This is a genomic window from Cupriavidus sp. SK-3 (genome assembly GCF_000611145.1).
Classification (GTDB): Bacteria; Pseudomonadota; Gammaproteobacteria; order Burkholderiales; family Burkholderiaceae; genus Cupriavidus.
Map to the genome: position 1 here is coordinate 68,980 of NZ_JFJV02000214.1, position 16,155 is coordinate 85,134.

At 60.7% G+C, this 16,155-nt stretch carries 14 protein-coding genes and 1 pseudogene; 7 read left to right on the forward strand and 8 right to left on the reverse strand.

The features are described from left to right. The first annotated feature begins 102 nt into the window (after positions 1-102). Positions 103-1,113 (forward strand): aldo/keto reductase, encoded by a 1,011-nt coding sequence (locus CF70_RS21340; protein ID WP_035869148.1) that lies wholly within the window; start codon positions 103-105, stop codon positions 1,111-1,113. A 232-nt stretch (positions 1,114-1,345) separates the two neighbouring features. On the opposite strand, the gene CF70_RS33905 is transcribed toward CF70_RS21340, so the two are convergent. The 4 genes from CF70_RS33905 to pcaH all read right to left on the reverse strand — a co-directional run bounded on the left by CF70_RS33905 (position 1,346) and on the right by pcaH (position 3,442). Continuing rightward, positions 1,346-1,546: a hypothetical protein gene (locus tag CF70_RS33905; protein ID WP_051648733.1), complete on the reverse strand. Its 201-nt coding sequence runs from the start codon at positions 1,544-1,546 to the stop codon at positions 1,346-1,348. A 16-nt stretch (positions 1,547-1,562) separates the two neighbouring features. After that, positions 1,563-1,946 (reverse strand): aldo/keto reductase, encoded by a 384-nt coding sequence (locus CF70_RS33910; protein WP_200876786.1) that lies wholly within the window; start codon positions 1,944-1,946, stop codon positions 1,563-1,565. 108 nt (positions 1,947-2,054) lie between these two features. Then, positions 2,055-2,705, reverse strand: coding sequence for a protocatechuate 3,4-dioxygenase subunit alpha (gene pcaG / locus CF70_RS21350; protein ID WP_035869150.1), 651 nt, complete (start codon positions 2,703-2,705; stop codon positions 2,055-2,057). After that, a complete protein-coding gene (pcaH, locus tag CF70_RS21355) occupies positions 2,705-3,442 on the reverse strand; it encodes a protocatechuate 3,4-dioxygenase subunit beta (RefSeq protein WP_035869153.1) in 738 nt (245 codons plus the stop codon). The genes pcaG and pcaH overlap by 1 nt, the downstream gene beginning before the upstream one ends. 173 nt (positions 3,443-3,615) lie before the next feature. On the opposite strand from pcaH, the gene CF70_RS21360 reads away from it, so the two are divergent. From CF70_RS21360 to CF70_RS21370, 3 genes are all read left to right on the forward strand, one after another. After that, a complete protein-coding gene (locus CF70_RS21360; protein ID WP_200876787.1) occupies positions 3,616-4,590 on the forward strand; it encodes a LysR substrate-binding domain-containing protein in 975 nt (324 codons plus the stop codon). Positions 4,591-5,013: 423 nt separating this feature from the next. Beyond that, complete coding sequence (locus CF70_RS39025) at positions 5,014-5,196, forward strand: hypothetical protein (protein ID WP_035869159.1); 183 nt, start codon at positions 5,014-5,016, stop codon at positions 5,194-5,196. 299 nt (positions 5,197-5,495) lie between these two features. Continuing rightward, positions 5,496-6,467, forward strand: coding sequence for a Bug family tripartite tricarboxylate transporter substrate binding protein (locus CF70_RS21370; protein ID WP_035869241.1), 972 nt, complete (start codon positions 5,496-5,498; stop codon positions 6,465-6,467). A gap of 504 nt (positions 6,468-6,971) precedes the next feature. Here the strand turns inward: CF70_RS21370 and CF70_RS21375 are convergent. Next, positions 6,972-7,517 carry a phasin family protein gene (locus CF70_RS21375; RefSeq protein WP_035869163.1) on the reverse strand — a complete coding sequence of 182 codons (546 nt, stop codon included), beginning with the start codon at positions 7,515-7,517 and terminating at the stop codon, positions 6,972-6,974. A 1,278-nt stretch (positions 7,518-8,795) separates the two neighbouring features. Continuing rightward, positions 8,796-9,239 carry a GNAT family N-acetyltransferase gene (locus tag CF70_RS35145; protein WP_081862272.1) on the reverse strand — a complete coding sequence of 148 codons (444 nt, stop codon included), beginning with the start codon at positions 9,237-9,239 and terminating at the stop codon, positions 8,796-8,798. Between the two features lie 531 nt (positions 9,240-9,770). Here CF70_RS35145 and CF70_RS37030 point away from each other — a divergent pair. Then, positions 9,771-10,010 (forward strand): annotated as a pseudogene (locus tag CF70_RS37030) (IS5/IS1182 family transposase); the annotation flags it as partial. Between the two features lie 892 nt (positions 10,011-10,902). Here CF70_RS37030 and CF70_RS21390 read toward each other — a convergent pair. Next, on the reverse strand, positions 10,903-11,274 hold the full coding sequence (locus CF70_RS21390; RefSeq protein WP_035869169.1) for a hypothetical protein: 372 nt from the start codon (positions 11,272-11,274) through the stop codon (positions 10,903-10,905). A gap of 868 nt (positions 11,275-12,142) precedes the next feature. Here CF70_RS21390 and CF70_RS21400 point away from each other — a divergent pair. Beyond that, positions 12,143-12,634, forward strand: coding sequence for a hypothetical protein (locus CF70_RS21400; protein WP_051648742.1), 492 nt, complete (start codon positions 12,143-12,145; stop codon positions 12,632-12,634). Continuing rightward, the gene (locus tag CF70_RS21405; protein ID WP_051648746.1) at positions 12,631-15,327 is read left to right on the forward strand and encodes a cation-translocating P-type ATPase; all 2,697 of its coding nucleotides are present in this window, start codon (positions 12,631-12,633) and stop codon (positions 15,325-15,327) included. The genes CF70_RS21400 and CF70_RS21405 overlap by 4 nt, the downstream gene beginning before the upstream one ends. Before the next feature lie 249 nt (positions 15,328-15,576). Here CF70_RS21405 and CF70_RS21410 read toward each other — a convergent pair whose 3' ends face one another. Beyond that, a complete protein-coding gene (locus CF70_RS21410) occupies positions 15,577-16,110 on the reverse strand; it encodes an efflux RND transporter periplasmic adaptor subunit (RefSeq protein ID WP_255350683.1) in 534 nt (177 codons plus the stop codon). Positions 16,111-16,155 lie beyond the last annotated feature (45 nt).

The following is a 16,155-nucleotide window of genomic DNA, read 5'->3' on the forward strand; positions in this document are numbered from 1 at the left end:
ATTGATGAATTCTACTCAGCAGTTCATCAAGCATAACCCGGCTTATCGCTTTCTATCTACCGCGCGACACTGGCAACCTCTCATTGAACGAAGGATTTAGCCATGCAACAGCAACGCCTCGGCAGCGCCGATTTCACGATTTCGCCCATCGGACTGGGCACGTGGGCCATCGCCGGGCCGGGCTGGGAGTTCGGCTGGGGCGCACAGGACGACGCAGAGAGTCTGGCCGCGCTGGAATACGCCGTTGAGCGCGGCGTGAACTGGATCGACACGGCCGCCGTCTACGGCCTGGGCCATGCCGAGGAAATCGTCGGCCAGCTCCTGCGCCGCGTGCCAGCTTCGCGCCGCCCGCTGGTGTTCACCAAGGGCAGCCTGGTCTGGGATCGTGCGACCAGACAAATCTCGCACTCGCTGGCCCCGGACTCGCTGGTGCGCGAGATCGAGGACAGCCTGCGCCGCCTCCAGGTCGAGACCATCGACCTCTACCAGCTTCACTGGCCGGCGTTCCCGCCGGGCGGCCCGGACAGTGGCATCGAAGCCGCGCTGTCGGTGCTGTCCGAGGCGCGCGAACAGGGAAAGATCCGCGCCATCGGCGTTTCCAACTTCGACGTGGCCCAGCTCAAGCGCGCCCAGGCTGTCACCGACATTGCTTCGCTCCAGCCGCCGTATTCGGCGCTGATGCGCGAGGTCGAGACGGACATCCTGCCGTTTTGCGAGCAGGCCGGCATCGGCGTCATCGCCTATTCCACGCTTCAATCGGGCCTGCTGACCGGCGCGATGACGCGCGAGCGCATCGCGGGCTTGCCGGCCGACGATTGGCGGAAGACCCGCAGCCCGGACTTCCAGGAACCGCGGCTGACGCGCAATCTCGCACTGGTCGAAGCCTTCCGTCGGATCGGCGAATGGCACGGCTTGACGCCTGCGGCCGTGGCGATCGCCTGGGTGCTGCGGCAATCGGCCGTGACCGGCGCCATCGTCGGCGCGCGCCGTCCCGCGCAGGTGGATGGACTGATCGGCGCGGCGGACTGCCGGCTAAGCGCGGAAGAACTGGCCGAGATTACGCCGCTGCTGCCCGAGGGCATGGGTACGAACGTGCCCGAAGCCGCATCCTGAGCGATCTGGCTCGCAATGAGTGCCCCTTTTCCAGCTATCCCGGCGGTGAGCACCAGCACGTCATGCATGCCGGCTCGATCCAGGAAGCGATCCTCCGTCCCCCAGATCTGCCAGCCAGGTCGGGAAAGGGGGCGATGGAAAGGGGATGGTCATCTTGCGAGGCTCCTGTCGGGCTATGTGATGCCGCTGCTTCTCGCCACTCGCCACTCGCCGCTCGCCACGGCCCGGGTCGTTACTTGTCCAGCAGCTTCATCAGCGCGGCATCGTAGCGATCGCCGCTGACCTGGCCGGGCGCGAACATCTCGCCAATCCGCGTCATTGTCTCGCCGGATAGCGGGATCTTCAGCGCGCCAAGGCTCTCCTCCAGGAAGGCCAACGTATCGCAGCCGCAGATCGCGATGACATTGTGGCTATTGTTGTACAGCCAAGCCAACGCAAGCTGCGAGAGGCTACAGCCCTGCTCCCTCTGCGATCGTACCCAGCCGGTCAACCAGCGCGCCATTCCGCGGAAAATTCTCAGGTGAAAAGCGGGGATACCTGCGCCGCACGTCGCCTTCACCAAGCTGATCCAGACGCCGTAGCTGGCCGGTAAGCATGCCACGGGCGAGCGGCGAGAACGCCATCAGCGTGACACCGAGTTCCTCGTAGGCGTCGAGCATGCCGGCCTTCACATCGCGGGTCCAAAGCGAATACTCGGCCTGCACCGCAGTGATCGGATGAACTGCGCAGGCCCGGCGCAACGATCTCTCCGAGACCTCGCAAAGCCCGAGATAGCGCACCTTGCCTTCCTTCACCAGTTCCGCCATGGCCCCCACCGTCTCTTCGATCGGCACGTTCGGGTCCAGGCCAGATGCCGGAGCGTCCGCCGCTTGGCATTCGTCCACTTGCGGAACGACACCAGCGCCATCCTCGCGTATTGCTCCAGCGTGAACCGTTGTGTTTCAGACGTCGAAAAACACGGTCTCCTCGCCCCCGTCCGGTGTCCCCTGCAAGCGCACGTCAAAGTTGTAGATCACCTTGCCATTCCGTTCGCTGCGTTGCGCCACCAATGATTTGCGGCGCACCTCCCACTCGATCCCGTTGAGGACGGGGTCCCGGCTGTTGGCATCGGTTTCGTCGCTGAAGTAGAGCCGGGTGTGCAGCCCCAAGTTGATGCCGCGGGCGAATAGGATCACGCAGATATGGGGCGCCTGCAACGCGCCGCCCCGGCCAGCCACCGAGCCAGGCTTGATCGTCTCGAAGGTGTAGACGCCGGTCTCGAAATCGGTGCCCGTCCGCCCCCAGCCCCGGAAGGACGGATCGATGGCCTTGTCCTGCAGGTCTCCTGGATGCGCATACTTGCCCTCGGCATTGGCCTGCCAAATCTCCACCAGGACGTCGCGTACCAGTGAGCCGGATCCGTCGAATACGCGGCCTTCGACCTGAATGCGCTCGCCCCGCGTGTCCGGCGTAACGAGCACGCTCCCGAAGTTGTTGTCGAAAATCTCGAAGCCAGCCTGCTTGGGCGCAAGACCGATGTGGACATACGGGCCGCCCGTTTGGGATGCGGTTTCCGGGTAGTGAACGAAGTTAGGTTGCGATTGCAGTGTCATCACTTAGCTCCCTGCAGCTGGTTCTCGAAGTGCGTGGCACGGCGGCCGCGCAATGTAATGTCAAAGCGGTAGCAACGGCTGTCCAGTGGCACGTGGTTGGCCGTGTCCTGGAGGGCGATCAGGCCGCGAATCTGCTCCTCGCTGGGGATGGTCTTCAGGATGGGACACTGCGCGATCAGCGGATCACCCTCGAAGTACATCTGCGTAATCAGGCGCTGAGCCCACCCGTCGCCGCTGAGCGAATAGTGGATATGCGAAGGCCGCCAGTCGTTGATGCGGTTTCGCCACGGATAGGGGCCCGGCTTGATGGTGCGGTAGATGTAGTACCCGTTGTCATCGGTCAGCATGCGCCCGCAGCCGCCAAAGTTGGGGTCGATGGGCGCGATGTACTTGTCATTCTTGTGGCGGTAGCGGCCACCGGCATTGGCCTGCCAGACCTCCACCAGGGCGTTCCTCACCGGGCGTCCGAATTCGTCGCGGACAAAGCCATGAACAATGATGCGTTCGCCGATGGGCAGGCCACCCTTGGCGAAGTTCATGATCAGGTCGTTATCCAGCGGACCGAGCTCCTGCGGCAGGAACACCGGGCCGGTGACTTCCGACAGCGTATTGACCGTCGAAATCAACGCATTGCGCGGCGAGCGCAGGATGCTGGTCTTGTAACCCGGCGTGCATGCCGGCGGATGCTGCGCGAATTCGCCGTACGCGACGCTCCGTGGAGCGGCTGGGATCTGCATGGTCTTGTCTCCTGAAAAGCCTGTTGAACATCTGCACCGCCTATGGATGGATCGGTGCAGCGACATGGAGACTGTAGTTTTAAGATAAAGTGATGTAAATTGACTTATTATCAAAAAATCGATAACCATAGGTTATGAAAAAACGAGCGGAGACCAAAACCAGTCCAGTCGCCCTGCCGGAGCCGGCACAGAGTGGCCAGGTGCTCTCCCGCATTCGCTTCCGGCACGTGAGCTGTTTCCTGGCCATTGCGCAGGAGCGCAACCTGCGCCGTGCGGCCGAGCGCCTTCACCTGAGCCAGCCGGCTGTTTCCAAAACCCTGGTGGAACTGGAGACGCTGGCTGGCGCGCGGCTGGTGGAGCGCGGGCGCCAGGGCGCACGGCTTACGTCTGCCGGCGAGCAATTCCTGCGGCATGCGGTGGGGGTCTCGCAAGCGCTGGAATCGGCTGCCGCCGCGCTGGCTGGCGCCGCCACACCATCTGCAGCGATGGTGCAGCTTGGCGCGCTACCGACTGTGGCCAGCGGCCTGCTTCCCCAAGCCATCTCCCGTCTGCGGGAGCAGCGGCCGCACGCCGGGCTGCGGCTGCGCACGGCGGCCAACGCGGAGTTGCTGGCGGCGCTAAAGGCGGGCGAACTGGATTTCGTGCTGGGCCGCATGGCCGAGCCTTCGATGATGCAAGGCCTGTCGTTCGAGCTCCTCTACGCCGAATCGCTGGCGGTGGTAGTCCGTCCGCGCCACCCGCTGCTGTCGCAAGCCGGTGGCGCCACTTCTCTGCACGCAGTGCTCGGCTATCCGCTGGTGGTTGCCGCTGCGGGCAGCGTGCCTCGTCACCACACCGAGGCTCTGTTCCAGTCCCACGGATTGCGGTTGCCGCAGGCTTGCACAGAGACGCTGTCCGTGTCAGTGGCCAGGCTGTTGGCGCTGCGATCGGATACGGTATGGATCACGCCGGAACGTGTGGCGCAGGATGACCTGGACCAAGGCTGGCTAATGCGGCTGCATCTGCCCACCAGCGGTACTGAGGAACCCGTAGGGATACTGCTTCGCAGTGCCGCGGCGCCGAGCGAGTTGGCCGCAGCGTTCCTGGAGATTCTTAGGGAAGTGGCGCGGGCCCACCCGGCGACGAAGACGAATCGCGACAAAACCTGAGATGTGCTCCACCGCGGAACATGGCGAAATGCGACAACAGCGTCTAGTCTATCTCCGCACCAGCCACATCGCCCGCTTCCTGACGCGCATGCGTGGCCGCCTAGGCCTGGCGCTCGATCGGTACTTCCTCCCTTATGGTGCCCTAGCCTTGTCGTTCTATTGGGAAATTTTTCCTGGTACAAACGTCGCCGCGCAGAAGGTGCAAGCCGCCTTGGAAACCAAATACGATCGCGCTCCGGCGCTGCCTGGAAGTCCGCGGGCGGAGAGACCTGCATTCAACGGACGACGTGGGAATGCATGCGTGGTTTGAGGACCGAGAAAAGCAGAGAAGGCAGAGAAAGCGGTCGCCAACCGCGGACCCCTGAAATCCAGCAATGGCACGTGCACAATGACTTCACTGGCCTCAAAGCTCGAAGAAAATCAATGAACATTTACCACGAACCAAAGATCGATTGCCATCTTCACATATTTGACCCCAGGCGTTTCCCCTACGCGGCCGACGCCAAATACCGCAGCGATCGCTCGGGGAACGAGGGTGAGCGATGGCGTTACGATCACCCCGATGTCTACTTGTCCAACCAGGCCGGCCTGAAGTGCGACGATTGACTCTTGCGCTTGCGCTTGCGCTTGCGATAGCTTGGCGTTGGGCATATTCGCGGGAAATTACCACGGGATGCCAGACTCACGATCGATAGCGGATCGTGATCCTTCGGGAGATTGATTACTTTTTCTTTCGAAAAGATAGAAATAATCAGATAGACACAAAACGTACAGCGGGGAGAATCCGTCCAGGCGGTACGTGGCGTTCCTGCTACCGCAGCATACGTATATGCATCACCCAGGAGACATGGATGTTACGGATATCGCTCGCGGATAGGACTCATCACCGCATTCGCACGTCAACTATGCGGCGCACGTCTTTTTTTTTAACCGCGTGGACAGCGCTCTGCCTTCCTTCTCTGTCCCTCGCGCAATCGGTTTCATACCCATCCAAGCCCATCAGCCTTGTAGTAGGTAGTGCGCCCGGTGGCTCGATCGATATCTTTGCGCGCACAATCGGGAAGCACTTGCAAGACGCGTTGAGACAGCCGGTTCTGGTAGAGAACAAGCCCGCTGGGGGCGGGGTGATTGCGGGCATGTCCGTCGCCAGGGCGCCGGCGGACGGATACTCACTGCTGATGGTGACTTCGACATTCACGACAGGCGCGGCCATCCGTACCAACTTGCCCTATGACGCGTTAAAAAGTTTCAAACCTGTGGCCATTCTCGCCAAAGGGCCATTGCTTGTGACGGTGTCAACCGATTCCCCATTCAAGACGGTGGCTGATCTGGTCGCCAACGCAAAGTCCAACCCGGGTAAGCTCAACTATGGGACTTCAGGCGCAGGTAGCATTAACCAATTCGCAAGCGAACTGTTTGCCGATGCAGCCCGGATCAAGCTCACGCACGTCTCTTACAAAGGCATATCGCCGGCCATTACTGACCTACTGGGCGGTCAGATTCAACTGATAGTTGCCAGCGCACCATCGATCCTTTCGCAGGTCAAGAGCGGCCGCGCTCGCGCATTGGCCGTCACCACCGCCGAACGCTCGGCGGTGGCACCGGATCTCCTGCCGCTCGAACAGGCCGGCTACAAAGGCAGTGCAGTCGAATTGTGGTGGGGCATATTGGCTCCGGCCGGAACGCCGCAAGTTGTGGTAGATCGGCTCAATGGCGAAATCAACAAGATAGTCCAATCGCCAGAGATGAGGGCGTTCTTCCTCAAGGAAGGCGCCGAGCCGGCGGTAATGAAGCCTGCTGACTTCGCGACTTTTATCGCTGCTGAGATCGAGCGCTGGAAGAAGGTGGCCAAGGCTGCTGATATCAGGCCGGAATAAGAGGTAAGTTCATCCCCCGCTCCCCCCTTTCAACGGCGCTCCACGTGAGCCATGGAATATTTAACGGGAATTCGCAGTTTGTTGATTGAAAAGGTCTTTTTGGCCCCAGGCTGGAACCGCGCGCCGTCCAGTTGCCACAAAATCAGCAAGCCTGGGAATAGAAATCCCATCGTCATCAGGGCACCTGCCGGCTCATCCGATTCCGATGGGACAACAACGCAGCTGCCGTCTCCCCCAAGTGAGGAGCGTAGCCGCGGCTGGCCAGTAACCAAGCTGATATCATCGCGTCAATCGGCGACCAATCTGCATCATTTCTGCAACCGTAATTGGGGATTGGCAATGGCCTGAGAAAGCGCCACGCGTGGGTGCGGGCGCCGAAAAATTGGGCGAGATCCTGTGGCAAAGAGCGAGGAAGACGCGGCTGCCCCGCTGGGCAACGATGCCCCCTCCGGAGCGTCGCTGCTTGTTTCTCGCCCGCTTTCCGGCGCCCGAGCCTACCGCAGATCAGGCAGCCTTGGTTTTCGGCGGCTGCTTGAGCACCATCGAGCTGGAAGCTTCGACATTGGATAGAACGACTTCCGATGCTTGCTTTGTGGCCTTGCTCAACGTGTCATAGGTGCCGTTAGCGGCCGTGACGGCAGACTTTAGAACAGCCGTCACCACCTCGGATCCCGCGGGAGCGTGTTTCGCAAACTCATCAACGAATGCCCCAAGGCTGCTGTGGTAATGTCCGCATTGCGCCTCGGCGATGCGGGCGAACTCCGCCTGGGTCTCAGTAAAGATTTCGTACAGATCTTGAACGTAGGCGATTGCCTTCTCTGCGGTCGGCTGCGAAGCGCCGCCCTGCGCGGCTAGCACCTCCCGCAGATCCCTTTGAGTGCACAGCTTCGAGACGTGCTCGCTCCCACTCTCCAGTGCTTCCTTCATTGTTTGGAGGTTAAGTTGGGCAACCCTCTGCCAGCTGTTGAAATATGCCTGTCCGAAACCAGACAGCGCAGCCAAACTAGATTTTTGAAGCGCGGCGAACGGGTTTTGCGCAAACTCAGACATTCAGTGTCTCCTGTAGGTTTTCCCTGCAAGAACTTCCCTACGCAAAAGGGCTACTGCGATTGCACGAGAGAAGGCTAGCAGGGATTGGCGAACGGATGGCTGACGGCGATGTTTGTGTTCTGCACCATCCGTTTTCGAGTGTAGAGGTGATTGGCTTCGGGGTGTCACCCAATAGTGCTAGGACAAACCCGATAGCATCTATTGGTTTTGACCCAGGTCAAATCGCATGTACAGCATGGTGTGCCCAAGTGACGCTTGCCGAATTCCAGATTTCTAGCTGGCGTGATCAATGCGTGTTGCGTATAGAAATTCCATGGAATTTAGTGGCCCAAAGGCGCACTTTTCCAAGCCCCCTTTGCTTCTACGCATCAAGTTCTTTCGCTGGGCAGCGAAACGCGCCGTCACCGCGACCTGAGAGGTTGCGAAAATTGATGGATGGGCGATTCTGCGTAGCGGCGAGCCGCCCATCGACCGCTGCAGGGTCCGGATTGCTGGCCGGTCACGCACTGAACCTGCTGGGCCAGCGCCCGAATCTGAGCGCGCTCTAGCTCGTTGGCCGGCGCCACCTTCTCGGCGATCAGGCTGCCCAACGTTTCCACAGCCATATTCACGCTGCTTCCTCACCTCCGCTTTTACCCGTCGTAACCGGCTGCGGCCCGCTCTCGCACGCGGAACGGGAGCGTGCGTCCGTCGAGAATCACCGCACGTGTTTGCCCCTGCCGGTTCTGTGCGGCTCGCAGTGCCGAGCGCAGGTCACGGACCATCGCCTCGAAGCGGCCCGCCTTCAGCCAGCGCTGCGTATGCTAGTACGCGGCCTTCCAGGGCGGACGTCGTGCGGCAGCATGCGCCACGATCCCCCTGTTCTCGCCAGTCATCGGAGTCCCTTGAAAAAATCCCGTAAATCATGCTTGCGTCGTGGGCCTTCTCGTCCGTCAGCATCAAATACGGCCTGGCGAAACTCCATTCGTCGTCCGAACTGTCAGTGAGATACGGTCAGCGCCTTGTCATCCCTTTCAGACGACGCTTTGGGAAGAAGAGTACATAGCACGCGTTAAGCTGGAGGAGTTCATCGTCTACTTGGATAACAACCAGCTCTTCATCGTGAACTACCGTGACCGCTATCACCATAGGGGGGCGATTTCATCCGGTTTTGTCGAATCTCCCATCAACCAGGTAGTCGAGCAATGTGATCCCTCCATCCCCCGTGAATGCGTTCATCGTGTCGCCGCTTAGCCTTCGCTTTGGCGCGGTCTCCTGGCAGGGAGAATTAACGACGCCTCAGTCAAGTCGACGACACATACAGTGCGTCCTCGCGCCAAAGCGCCGTTGGAACTCCTTGGTCAATTTCACCTGTTTTGGAATCGCGTCTACTGAGGTGAGAGTGAAGCCATAGCGTGCGAAAAAGCTCGGATGCTCCGCCGTGAGCAGAGTTGCCGTTGTGCAGCCGTTGGCGCGCGCTCGCATCAGTAATGCTCCAACAAGATGCGTAGCAACTCGCTGGTCTCGATAGTCCTGGAGGACTGCTACTGTGTGGACGACAATGGTATCGTCGAACTGCTCTCCACAAGCGCAACCAATGACGTTGTCGTCCAGTACAGCTACATGATAGAGACGCACCGATGCCTCTACATCATCGCTTGGCAACCCGCATTTGTGGAGGACCTTCGAAATGGCTTGCATATCGGCTGGCCCAGCCGCGCGGATTTTGACCGACCTGATCATTCCTTCTTTTCCTGATTTATGTGCAACACGAGTGCGTACATGGACTTATCCTCCCGACAGCCAGCCGCCCTGCTTCTTATTACAGATCCGACCCGCGGTAAGCGAGAATTGCCGGTGAGATTCGCTATGCACCCCGCTTGGCGCCGACCAATCGACGAAAAACGGAAAACAACTGCAGCCGTCTACGTGGCAACACCGGCAACACCGATGTTTACAGTGAAACATAAACAGCACCAATGTAGCGCATGCTTACAATGTGACTGTATAGGGGTTAACACATATGCAGCCCCGATGTATGTTTCATAAAAAAGTCATTAAGAAATGCGTTGTGGACGTTGTGGCGTATGGCGCGCTCGGCAATGCCTGACGAGACGCTTAGTGCATACTTCGTCTATGGCGATTTCACCGATTATGAGATTTGATTTCATTTTTCGGAGGGTCTCCCAGGGCGTAGGGAGGCTCGCGTTACAAGTCGACGAATCGGCCTTTTCAGCATGTGCAGGAGCGAAACCGAGTTCAGATTAAGAAGCCCTGCCCAAGGAAATGGGTTGTGGTTTCGGCATCAGTTGCTGGCGACGTCTGCACACGTGGCAACAGGGGACCCCACCCCACCGATCGCGCGCGACCCGGTTCAAAGCACCGATTCCTGACGGAAGCCCAGGGGATCCCGCTTGGGCGGAGTCTGACCGGCGCCAATCGAAACGATATTTCCCAACTGCTGCCGCTGATCGAAGCGATTCCCCGATTCGCAGCAAGCGCGGTCGCCCGCTCTCGCCCTGCTCCGTCAGGTGCGGTGGCCCTTACCAGGCTCCGTTTGCGCCGGATGGCTTGCCGCCTACTCGGGAGACGCGATGGCTCTGTCGCGGCCGGCGCAAATCACCACGTCTCTCCCATCGTCATGAAGAACAATTGCTCCATGGCGTGGGCGCTGTCACGTTGTTGCAGACGGACGCAATGTCGGCAAGGGAGGGCTATTGATCAGATGGTGGCAACCGGATTTTGGGTAACACCGGTGAAGGAGACATCTCCCAGACTACCGATTGCGGCAACAACCGCGCTACTGCTCGGTCCCTAAACGCTTGTCCGTATCGATCCACTGCTATTCCTTATCGCCCCCAGGTTCAGATTTTGTCGAGGCGACAACCATGCTGCCGCGGGGAGCCAGGGTTGGGGAAGAAGGCGTGACCACCGGAACGGAAGTGATCGTCCTTACCCCACGTTCGACGGTGGCGGTGCTACAAGCCGGGTTTGTGCCGGAGTTGCATCCGACGGCTCTCGGCTAGTTGTCAGTTGATCGCCGACGTGATGGAGCCATGAAGATCGAGTACAGTCACGCATTGCCATCAACCGGAGCGCATTGTGGACGACAAGCCAAGCGCCAGCTACAAGGGGTTCGACATTTATCCGCTGGTTTACCAGCACGCAGTGGTTCGGGAGTGGCACCAGCCTAAGGCGGATCGGAGCTTCAATGCGTCCGTTGTCATTTGCCGCGAAGGGCAGAAGCCAGGTACGGAGCATTCGCGTGTGTTTCCTTCGTCGGCAAAGCCTTGGGAAAACATCGGTGCGGCACGGCGGGGAATGTTGTCATTTGCCCAGGACATCATTGATGGGCGTGTACCAGGCCAAACGGTGGCTGGGCTGTAAGCCTGTCCTGCATCAACGTTCAGTCGCTCAATCCATGCGCTCGCTGTAGCACCTTCTTCGCAGCGGCAAGGAGCTCGGTGTCGGTGTCCACGTTCCGAACCAGTTCGATCACGACTGACTTGCCTTCACGCAGGGCAATGTCGATGTCCCTATGTATCTGGCGGAAACGCTTGCCGTTCCTTGGCGCTCGGCCGTCCTGCATTCTCCGCAGGGTGTCGTCATAGTTGGAAAACGGCGCTTTGGCACCGTCTCTGCTCATACCGAAGTAGATGACCTGCATGTCAGATGCGGCACCATCGGCGATGCCGGTTCGGAACAACAAGGGAAACCAAGGGTCGACAGAGCTGGTGCGTAGCTCGAAGCCCAGTGGACTGAATTTCTTTTCTGTCATGAAGCGGCAATGCTGTTGGCTAAAAGTGATAGCTAATGGCGTTGTTGGCTTCGGAGACCAACTTCCGGCGGAACATGTCGTCAACCAGCTCTGCCAGTTCCGCCTTGGGAAGTTTGTTGCCAAAGACGGTGCTCACATACTTGATGAGCGTTGCCTTCTTCCTCGGCCTCTTGTTCTTCTCGACCTTGCCGAGGTTGGCTCTTACGCGATCCAGTTCCTTACTTGCCGGATTGCCGGAGAAGATGTCTTTGGTGATGGATCGGGCGTCCTTACTGCTGCCGTGGGCGGAGCCCCGTATATTTCACTGACAGCTGCAACACGTCTGCAGGGCACGCCAAGCGTGCCGATGTGCTTGACCAGGGGGTCGTAGCCTTTGTCCCTGGCCAAGATGACGAACTCGTTGGCTCTTGAAGGAGCCCTGCCCGCACCAATCTCTTGAATGCGAGGACTTGGCGCAGTTGGGCGAGCGAATTTCGACGCGGCGGGCAAGGGGTCTTGCGCACGAGTATTGCCATTTTGAGCTTTTGGATGCACAACGCCTTCGGCTCGTAACAGAGCCATGCGGAACCGCGGTGTCCGAAACCACAACGCTTTGCAGCATGGGCCGTCCGGATTTGATGCGTGGCAGGTGTACCTTTTTGTGATCCGGGGGCGTGTCGCGAATTATAGTGGGAGTAGTGGGAGCGTCTTTACAGATGTCTTGTGCTGAAACCACAAAACACAGAGCCGAACACAGTAAAGCAGGCGACCGGGTCCGTCTCGCGTGGCATTGCGCTGGATCAAGCCGCGCGCCGCGCCACGGATAATACTGGAGTGGAGAAGCCGGCGCCCTGTTGGTGCTAGCGAATAACCACGAACCGAATCCATCATGGCTGGCAAGCAAATCGTTGGCTTCCTCGCTGCGGCAGTGGTCAGCTTCGTCAGTATGGCGTTGCCCGTCCATGGCGCGCAGTTGGATGCTGACATCCCTCCCGAGGTACAGGAGATCAACGGGATCCCCTATGTCTCAGGCGGCATCGGCGAGGACGAGGTAAAAGCCATGCGGTCCATGACGACCCGCTTCAATGTACGGCTCGGCTTCTACGATGCGAAGGGTGGCGCGGCCCTATCCGACGTCGCGGTGACGGTCGAGGATGCCAGCGGCAAGCGGCGTCTGCGTGTTGTCACCGCTGGGCCCTTGCTCTATATGAAGCTGCCGCCGGGCGCATATACCTTGCGTGCCCAGTTTCGCGGGGAAAGCCAGTCTCGCCAGGTCACGGTCGGGCGTAACGCGATCAATTACCTGTTCCGCCTGCGCATCAATGAGTTGGAAGACGGCTGGGTCTATTGCGAGTCACGGTGTCCGCGGCGCGCCCGTTGAAGCCGGCATCCAGGGTGCCCGTCTCCGGCTGGCATTTGCGCGACGCGCGGGAACTCGCCCGCGAGCAAGGAGTGGATCCCGCGCACGGCTTGGCCGAAGACGAGGTGCGGCTGCGCGCCACGCACCACGGCCCGAATGCGCTCCAGGAGACGTCCGGGATCGGACTGCTTTCTCTGGTCGCCGCGCAATGCAAGGACTTTATGGTGATCGTGCTGCTGGCCGCCGCGATCGCCTCCGGCGTCATCGGCGACCTGACCGACACGCTCGCCATCCTGGTGATCTTGCTGCTCAACGCCACCATCGGCGTCGCGCAGGCTTGGCGCGCCGATCGCGCCATCGCCGCGCTTGGCCAACTCGCGGCAGCCCAGGCCACGGTGCTGCGCGGCGGTCGCTTGCAGACGGTGCCGGCAAGTGCCCTGGTGCCGGGTGACATCGTCCAGTTGGAAGCGGGAAACCATATCCCGGCCGATTTACGCCTGATCGAAGTCGCCCAACTCCAGGTGGACGAATCTGCACTGACGGGCGAATCAGTCGCGGTCGCCAAGCAGAGCGCTGCCATGTCCGCCGACAGCGGCGGCTCTCTCGCCGACCGCGTCAATATGGCGTTCAAGGGAACCGCCGCCACGCATGGGCGCGGACGAGGGATCGTGATGGCCACCGGCATGGCCACCGAGTTCGGCAAAGTCGCGCAACTGCTCGACAAGGCGGAGCGCAGCACGCCGTTGCAGCGCCGTCTGGCAGCGTTCGGCAAGCGGCTGTCGATCGCGGTGTTGGGAATTTGCCTTGTGATTTTTGGACTGGGCGTGTTGCGTGGCGAAAGCCTGCTGCCAATGGCGCTTACGGCGATCAGCCTGGCAGTGGCCGCGATCCCGGAAGCGCTGCCCGCCGTGGTCACCGTGCTGCTTGCGCTCGGTGCGCGCAGGATGGTGGCGGTGCACGCGCTGGTACGGCGGCTTCCGTCGGTGGAGACCCTGGGTTCTGTCACGACGATCTGTTCCGACAAGACAGGTACGCTGACACAGAATCGCATGCAGGTCGAGTTATTGCTGGCCAACGGCCACCACTGGGTCCCGGGCGATTCGCTTCCGGGCGCCGTACATCGGGAAGCTCTGCTTGCTGCCGTGCTATGTAACGACGCCCGCCAGTCCGGCGGCGATACCGCCGGTGACTGGCAAGGCGACTCAACTGAAACGGCGCTGGTACGGGCGGCCCTGTCCGGCGGTGTCGACAAGGCCGCGTTGGACGCGACCCTTCCGCGCGTCCAGGAGCAACCGTTCGATTCAGGCCGCAAGAGAATGACCACATTCCACCCAGATGCGCACGGCTATGTGGCCTATACGAAGGGCGCGCCAGAGTCGGTGCTGCCATGCTGCGAAGCGCGGTGGGCGCCGGACGGTCCCGCGCCGCTGGATGGCGCCGTCGTACTTGAGCAGGCAAACACGCTCGCCGGGCAAGGCCTGCGCGTGCTGGCGTTGGCACGCAGGAGCCACTCGCGCCTTCCTGATACCAATATGCTGGCCGAAGTCGAATGCCGCCTGCAGTTCCTTGGCCTGTTGGCGCTCATCGACCCGCCAAGACCGGGAGCTGCCGATGCCGTGCGCGACTGCATCGCTGCGGGCATTACCCCGGTAATGATCACCGGCGACCACCCAGCCACAGCGCGCGCCATCGCGTATCGGCTGGGCATCGTGCCGGAACGCGATGCCGAGGTCGTGACGGGGGGAGACCTCGCCTCGCTTGACGATACCGCTTTGCGCGAGCGTGTGGCCCGCGCGCGCGTGTTTGCACGCGTCGACCCGGTGCAAAAGATCCGCATCGTCGAGGCACTCCAGGCGCGCGGAGAATTCGTCGCCATGACCGGCGACGGCGTGAACGACGCGCCCGCGCTCAAACGCGCGGAAATTGGGGTGGCCATGGGCAAGAACGGAACTGACGTCGCCCGGGAATCATCCAGCCTGGTGTTGCTTGATGACAATTTTGCGACAATCGTCGCGGCCGTGCGGGAGGGCCGCCGTATTTACGACAACATCCGCAAGTTCGTACGCTATGCCATGACGGGCAACTCGGGCGAGATATGGACGATCGCCCTGGCGCCGGTGTTCCTGCTGCCCATCCCGCTGCTGCCAATCCACATCCTCTGGATCAACCTTGTCACCGACGGCCTGCCCGGCCTGGCACTGGCGGCGGAGCCGGCCGAAGCCGGCATTATGCGGCGTCCGCCCAGGCCCCCGACGGAAAGCTTGTTTGCGCGCGGCATGTGGCAGCACATCGTCTGCCTCGGCTTACTGATCGCCGGCCTTTGCCTGGGGGTGCAGGCCTGGGCGCTGCCGGGCGGGCAGCGGCACTGGCAAACCATGGTATTCACGGTGCTCACGCTTTCCCAAATGACGCATGTATTGGCTATCCGCTCTGAAGGCACCCCGTTATGGCACCTTGGTTTGCGCTCGAATCCGCCGTTGCTCGCGGCGGTCCTGCTCACCTTTGGCCTGCAGATGGCCGTCATCTATGTGCCGTCATTGAATACGATCTTCAAGACGGAACCGCTAGGCCTGCAGGACCTGGGGATCTGCCTAGGGGCGTCGTCCCTGGCTGGCATAGCGGCGGAAATCGAGAAAGCCTGGCGGCGACGGGCAGCGCGATTTCGCGCCGATGCGCGTGCGCTTCGGCACCCTTGCGTATCGCGGTTGCCGTAGGTCAAAGGCAACACGAGCCGGGAGGAGCCCGAAGGGGACATGAACACTTGCGAATCGCTATCGCGGATTCGGACCGGCCTTAACAAATTGTTGAAAGGCCTTCGGGAAGAAAATCAATATTGGGACCGTTGATCGGACCTCCAGGATTCTCGTCGGACTGGCCTTGATTGTCTGACGGCCGGCGTGGCTGTTTTACGATATGCGCACTTTTTTCCCGGACTACCGAGACACCAATCATCTTGCCCGCGCCTACGATCGTTTGCGCTCCGCGACTCGCTGGCCGTCTACAAGGCTGCTCGAAGGATAGCGAATTATTCGGTCGTACTGTGACAGCGGTTCGAGCAATTCGGCGTCCTCTGCATTTCTGTGCCCGATTCGTACTTCCCGCCGTGTTGCGCGGCCATTCGTGACGGCAAACACGCACCACGAAGCCGTGCCGCATCGGAAGATCGAACTAACCGGGATCTTGGACGCATCCTCTCCCCGCCACAGGACAATCTTGGCGATCACGCGAAAGCCGTCTCCCAGTTGCGCAGGCGGCGCTATGACGTCGATGATAACGTTGGCGCGTTTCTCTTCGATCCCCAGAACGGATATCTTGGTGAAGGCATGCGGTTCGACCAGCCGCACGATTCCGCCTATTTCCTGTTCGCCGCCCCATCCTTCGATGCGCACCGGCATGCCGGGCCTGACCTTGACCGCCTCGGTCGACAGCAGCTCGACGACGATCTCCAGGTCGCGGGGATCGCCAATCGTCAGCAATGGCGCGCCTGCGCTGACGATCCGCTCGCTGCGCTCGTAACCGTCCGACCGTCAGCGTTCTTGACG

Coding starts and splice junctions, on each gene's coding strand:
- CF70_RS21340 (WP_035869148.1), top strand. CDS start 103: ATGCAACAGCAACGCCTCGGCAGCGCCGATTTCACGATTTCGCCCATC.
- pcaG (WP_035869150.1), bottom strand. CDS start 2,705: ATGACACTGCAATCGCAACCTAACTTCGTTCACTACCCGGAAACCGCA.
- pcaH (WP_035869153.1), bottom strand. CDS start 3,442: ATGCAGATCCCAGCCGCTCCACGGAGCGTCGCGTACGGCGAATTCGCG.
- CF70_RS39025 (WP_035869159.1), top strand. CDS start 5,014: ATGAACATTTACCACGAACCAAAGATCGATTGCCATCTTCACATATTT.
- CF70_RS21370 (WP_035869241.1), top strand. CDS start 5,496: ATGCGGCGCACGTCTTTTTTTTTAACCGCGTGGACAGCGCTCTGCCTT.
- CF70_RS21375 (WP_035869163.1), bottom strand. CDS start 7,517: ATGTCTGAGTTTGCGCAAAACCCGTTCGCCGCGCTTCAAAAATCTAGT.
- CF70_RS35145 (WP_081862272.1), bottom strand. CDS start 9,239: ATGATCAGGTCGGTCAAAATCCGCGCGGCTGGGCCAGCCGATATGCAA.
- CF70_RS21390 (WP_035869169.1), bottom strand. CDS start 11,274: ATGACAGAAAAGAAATTCAGTCCACTGGGCTTCGAGCTACGCACCAGC.
- CF70_RS21400 (WP_051648742.1), top strand. CDS start 12,143: ATGGCTGGCAAGCAAATCGTTGGCTTCCTCGCTGCGGCAGTGGTCAGC.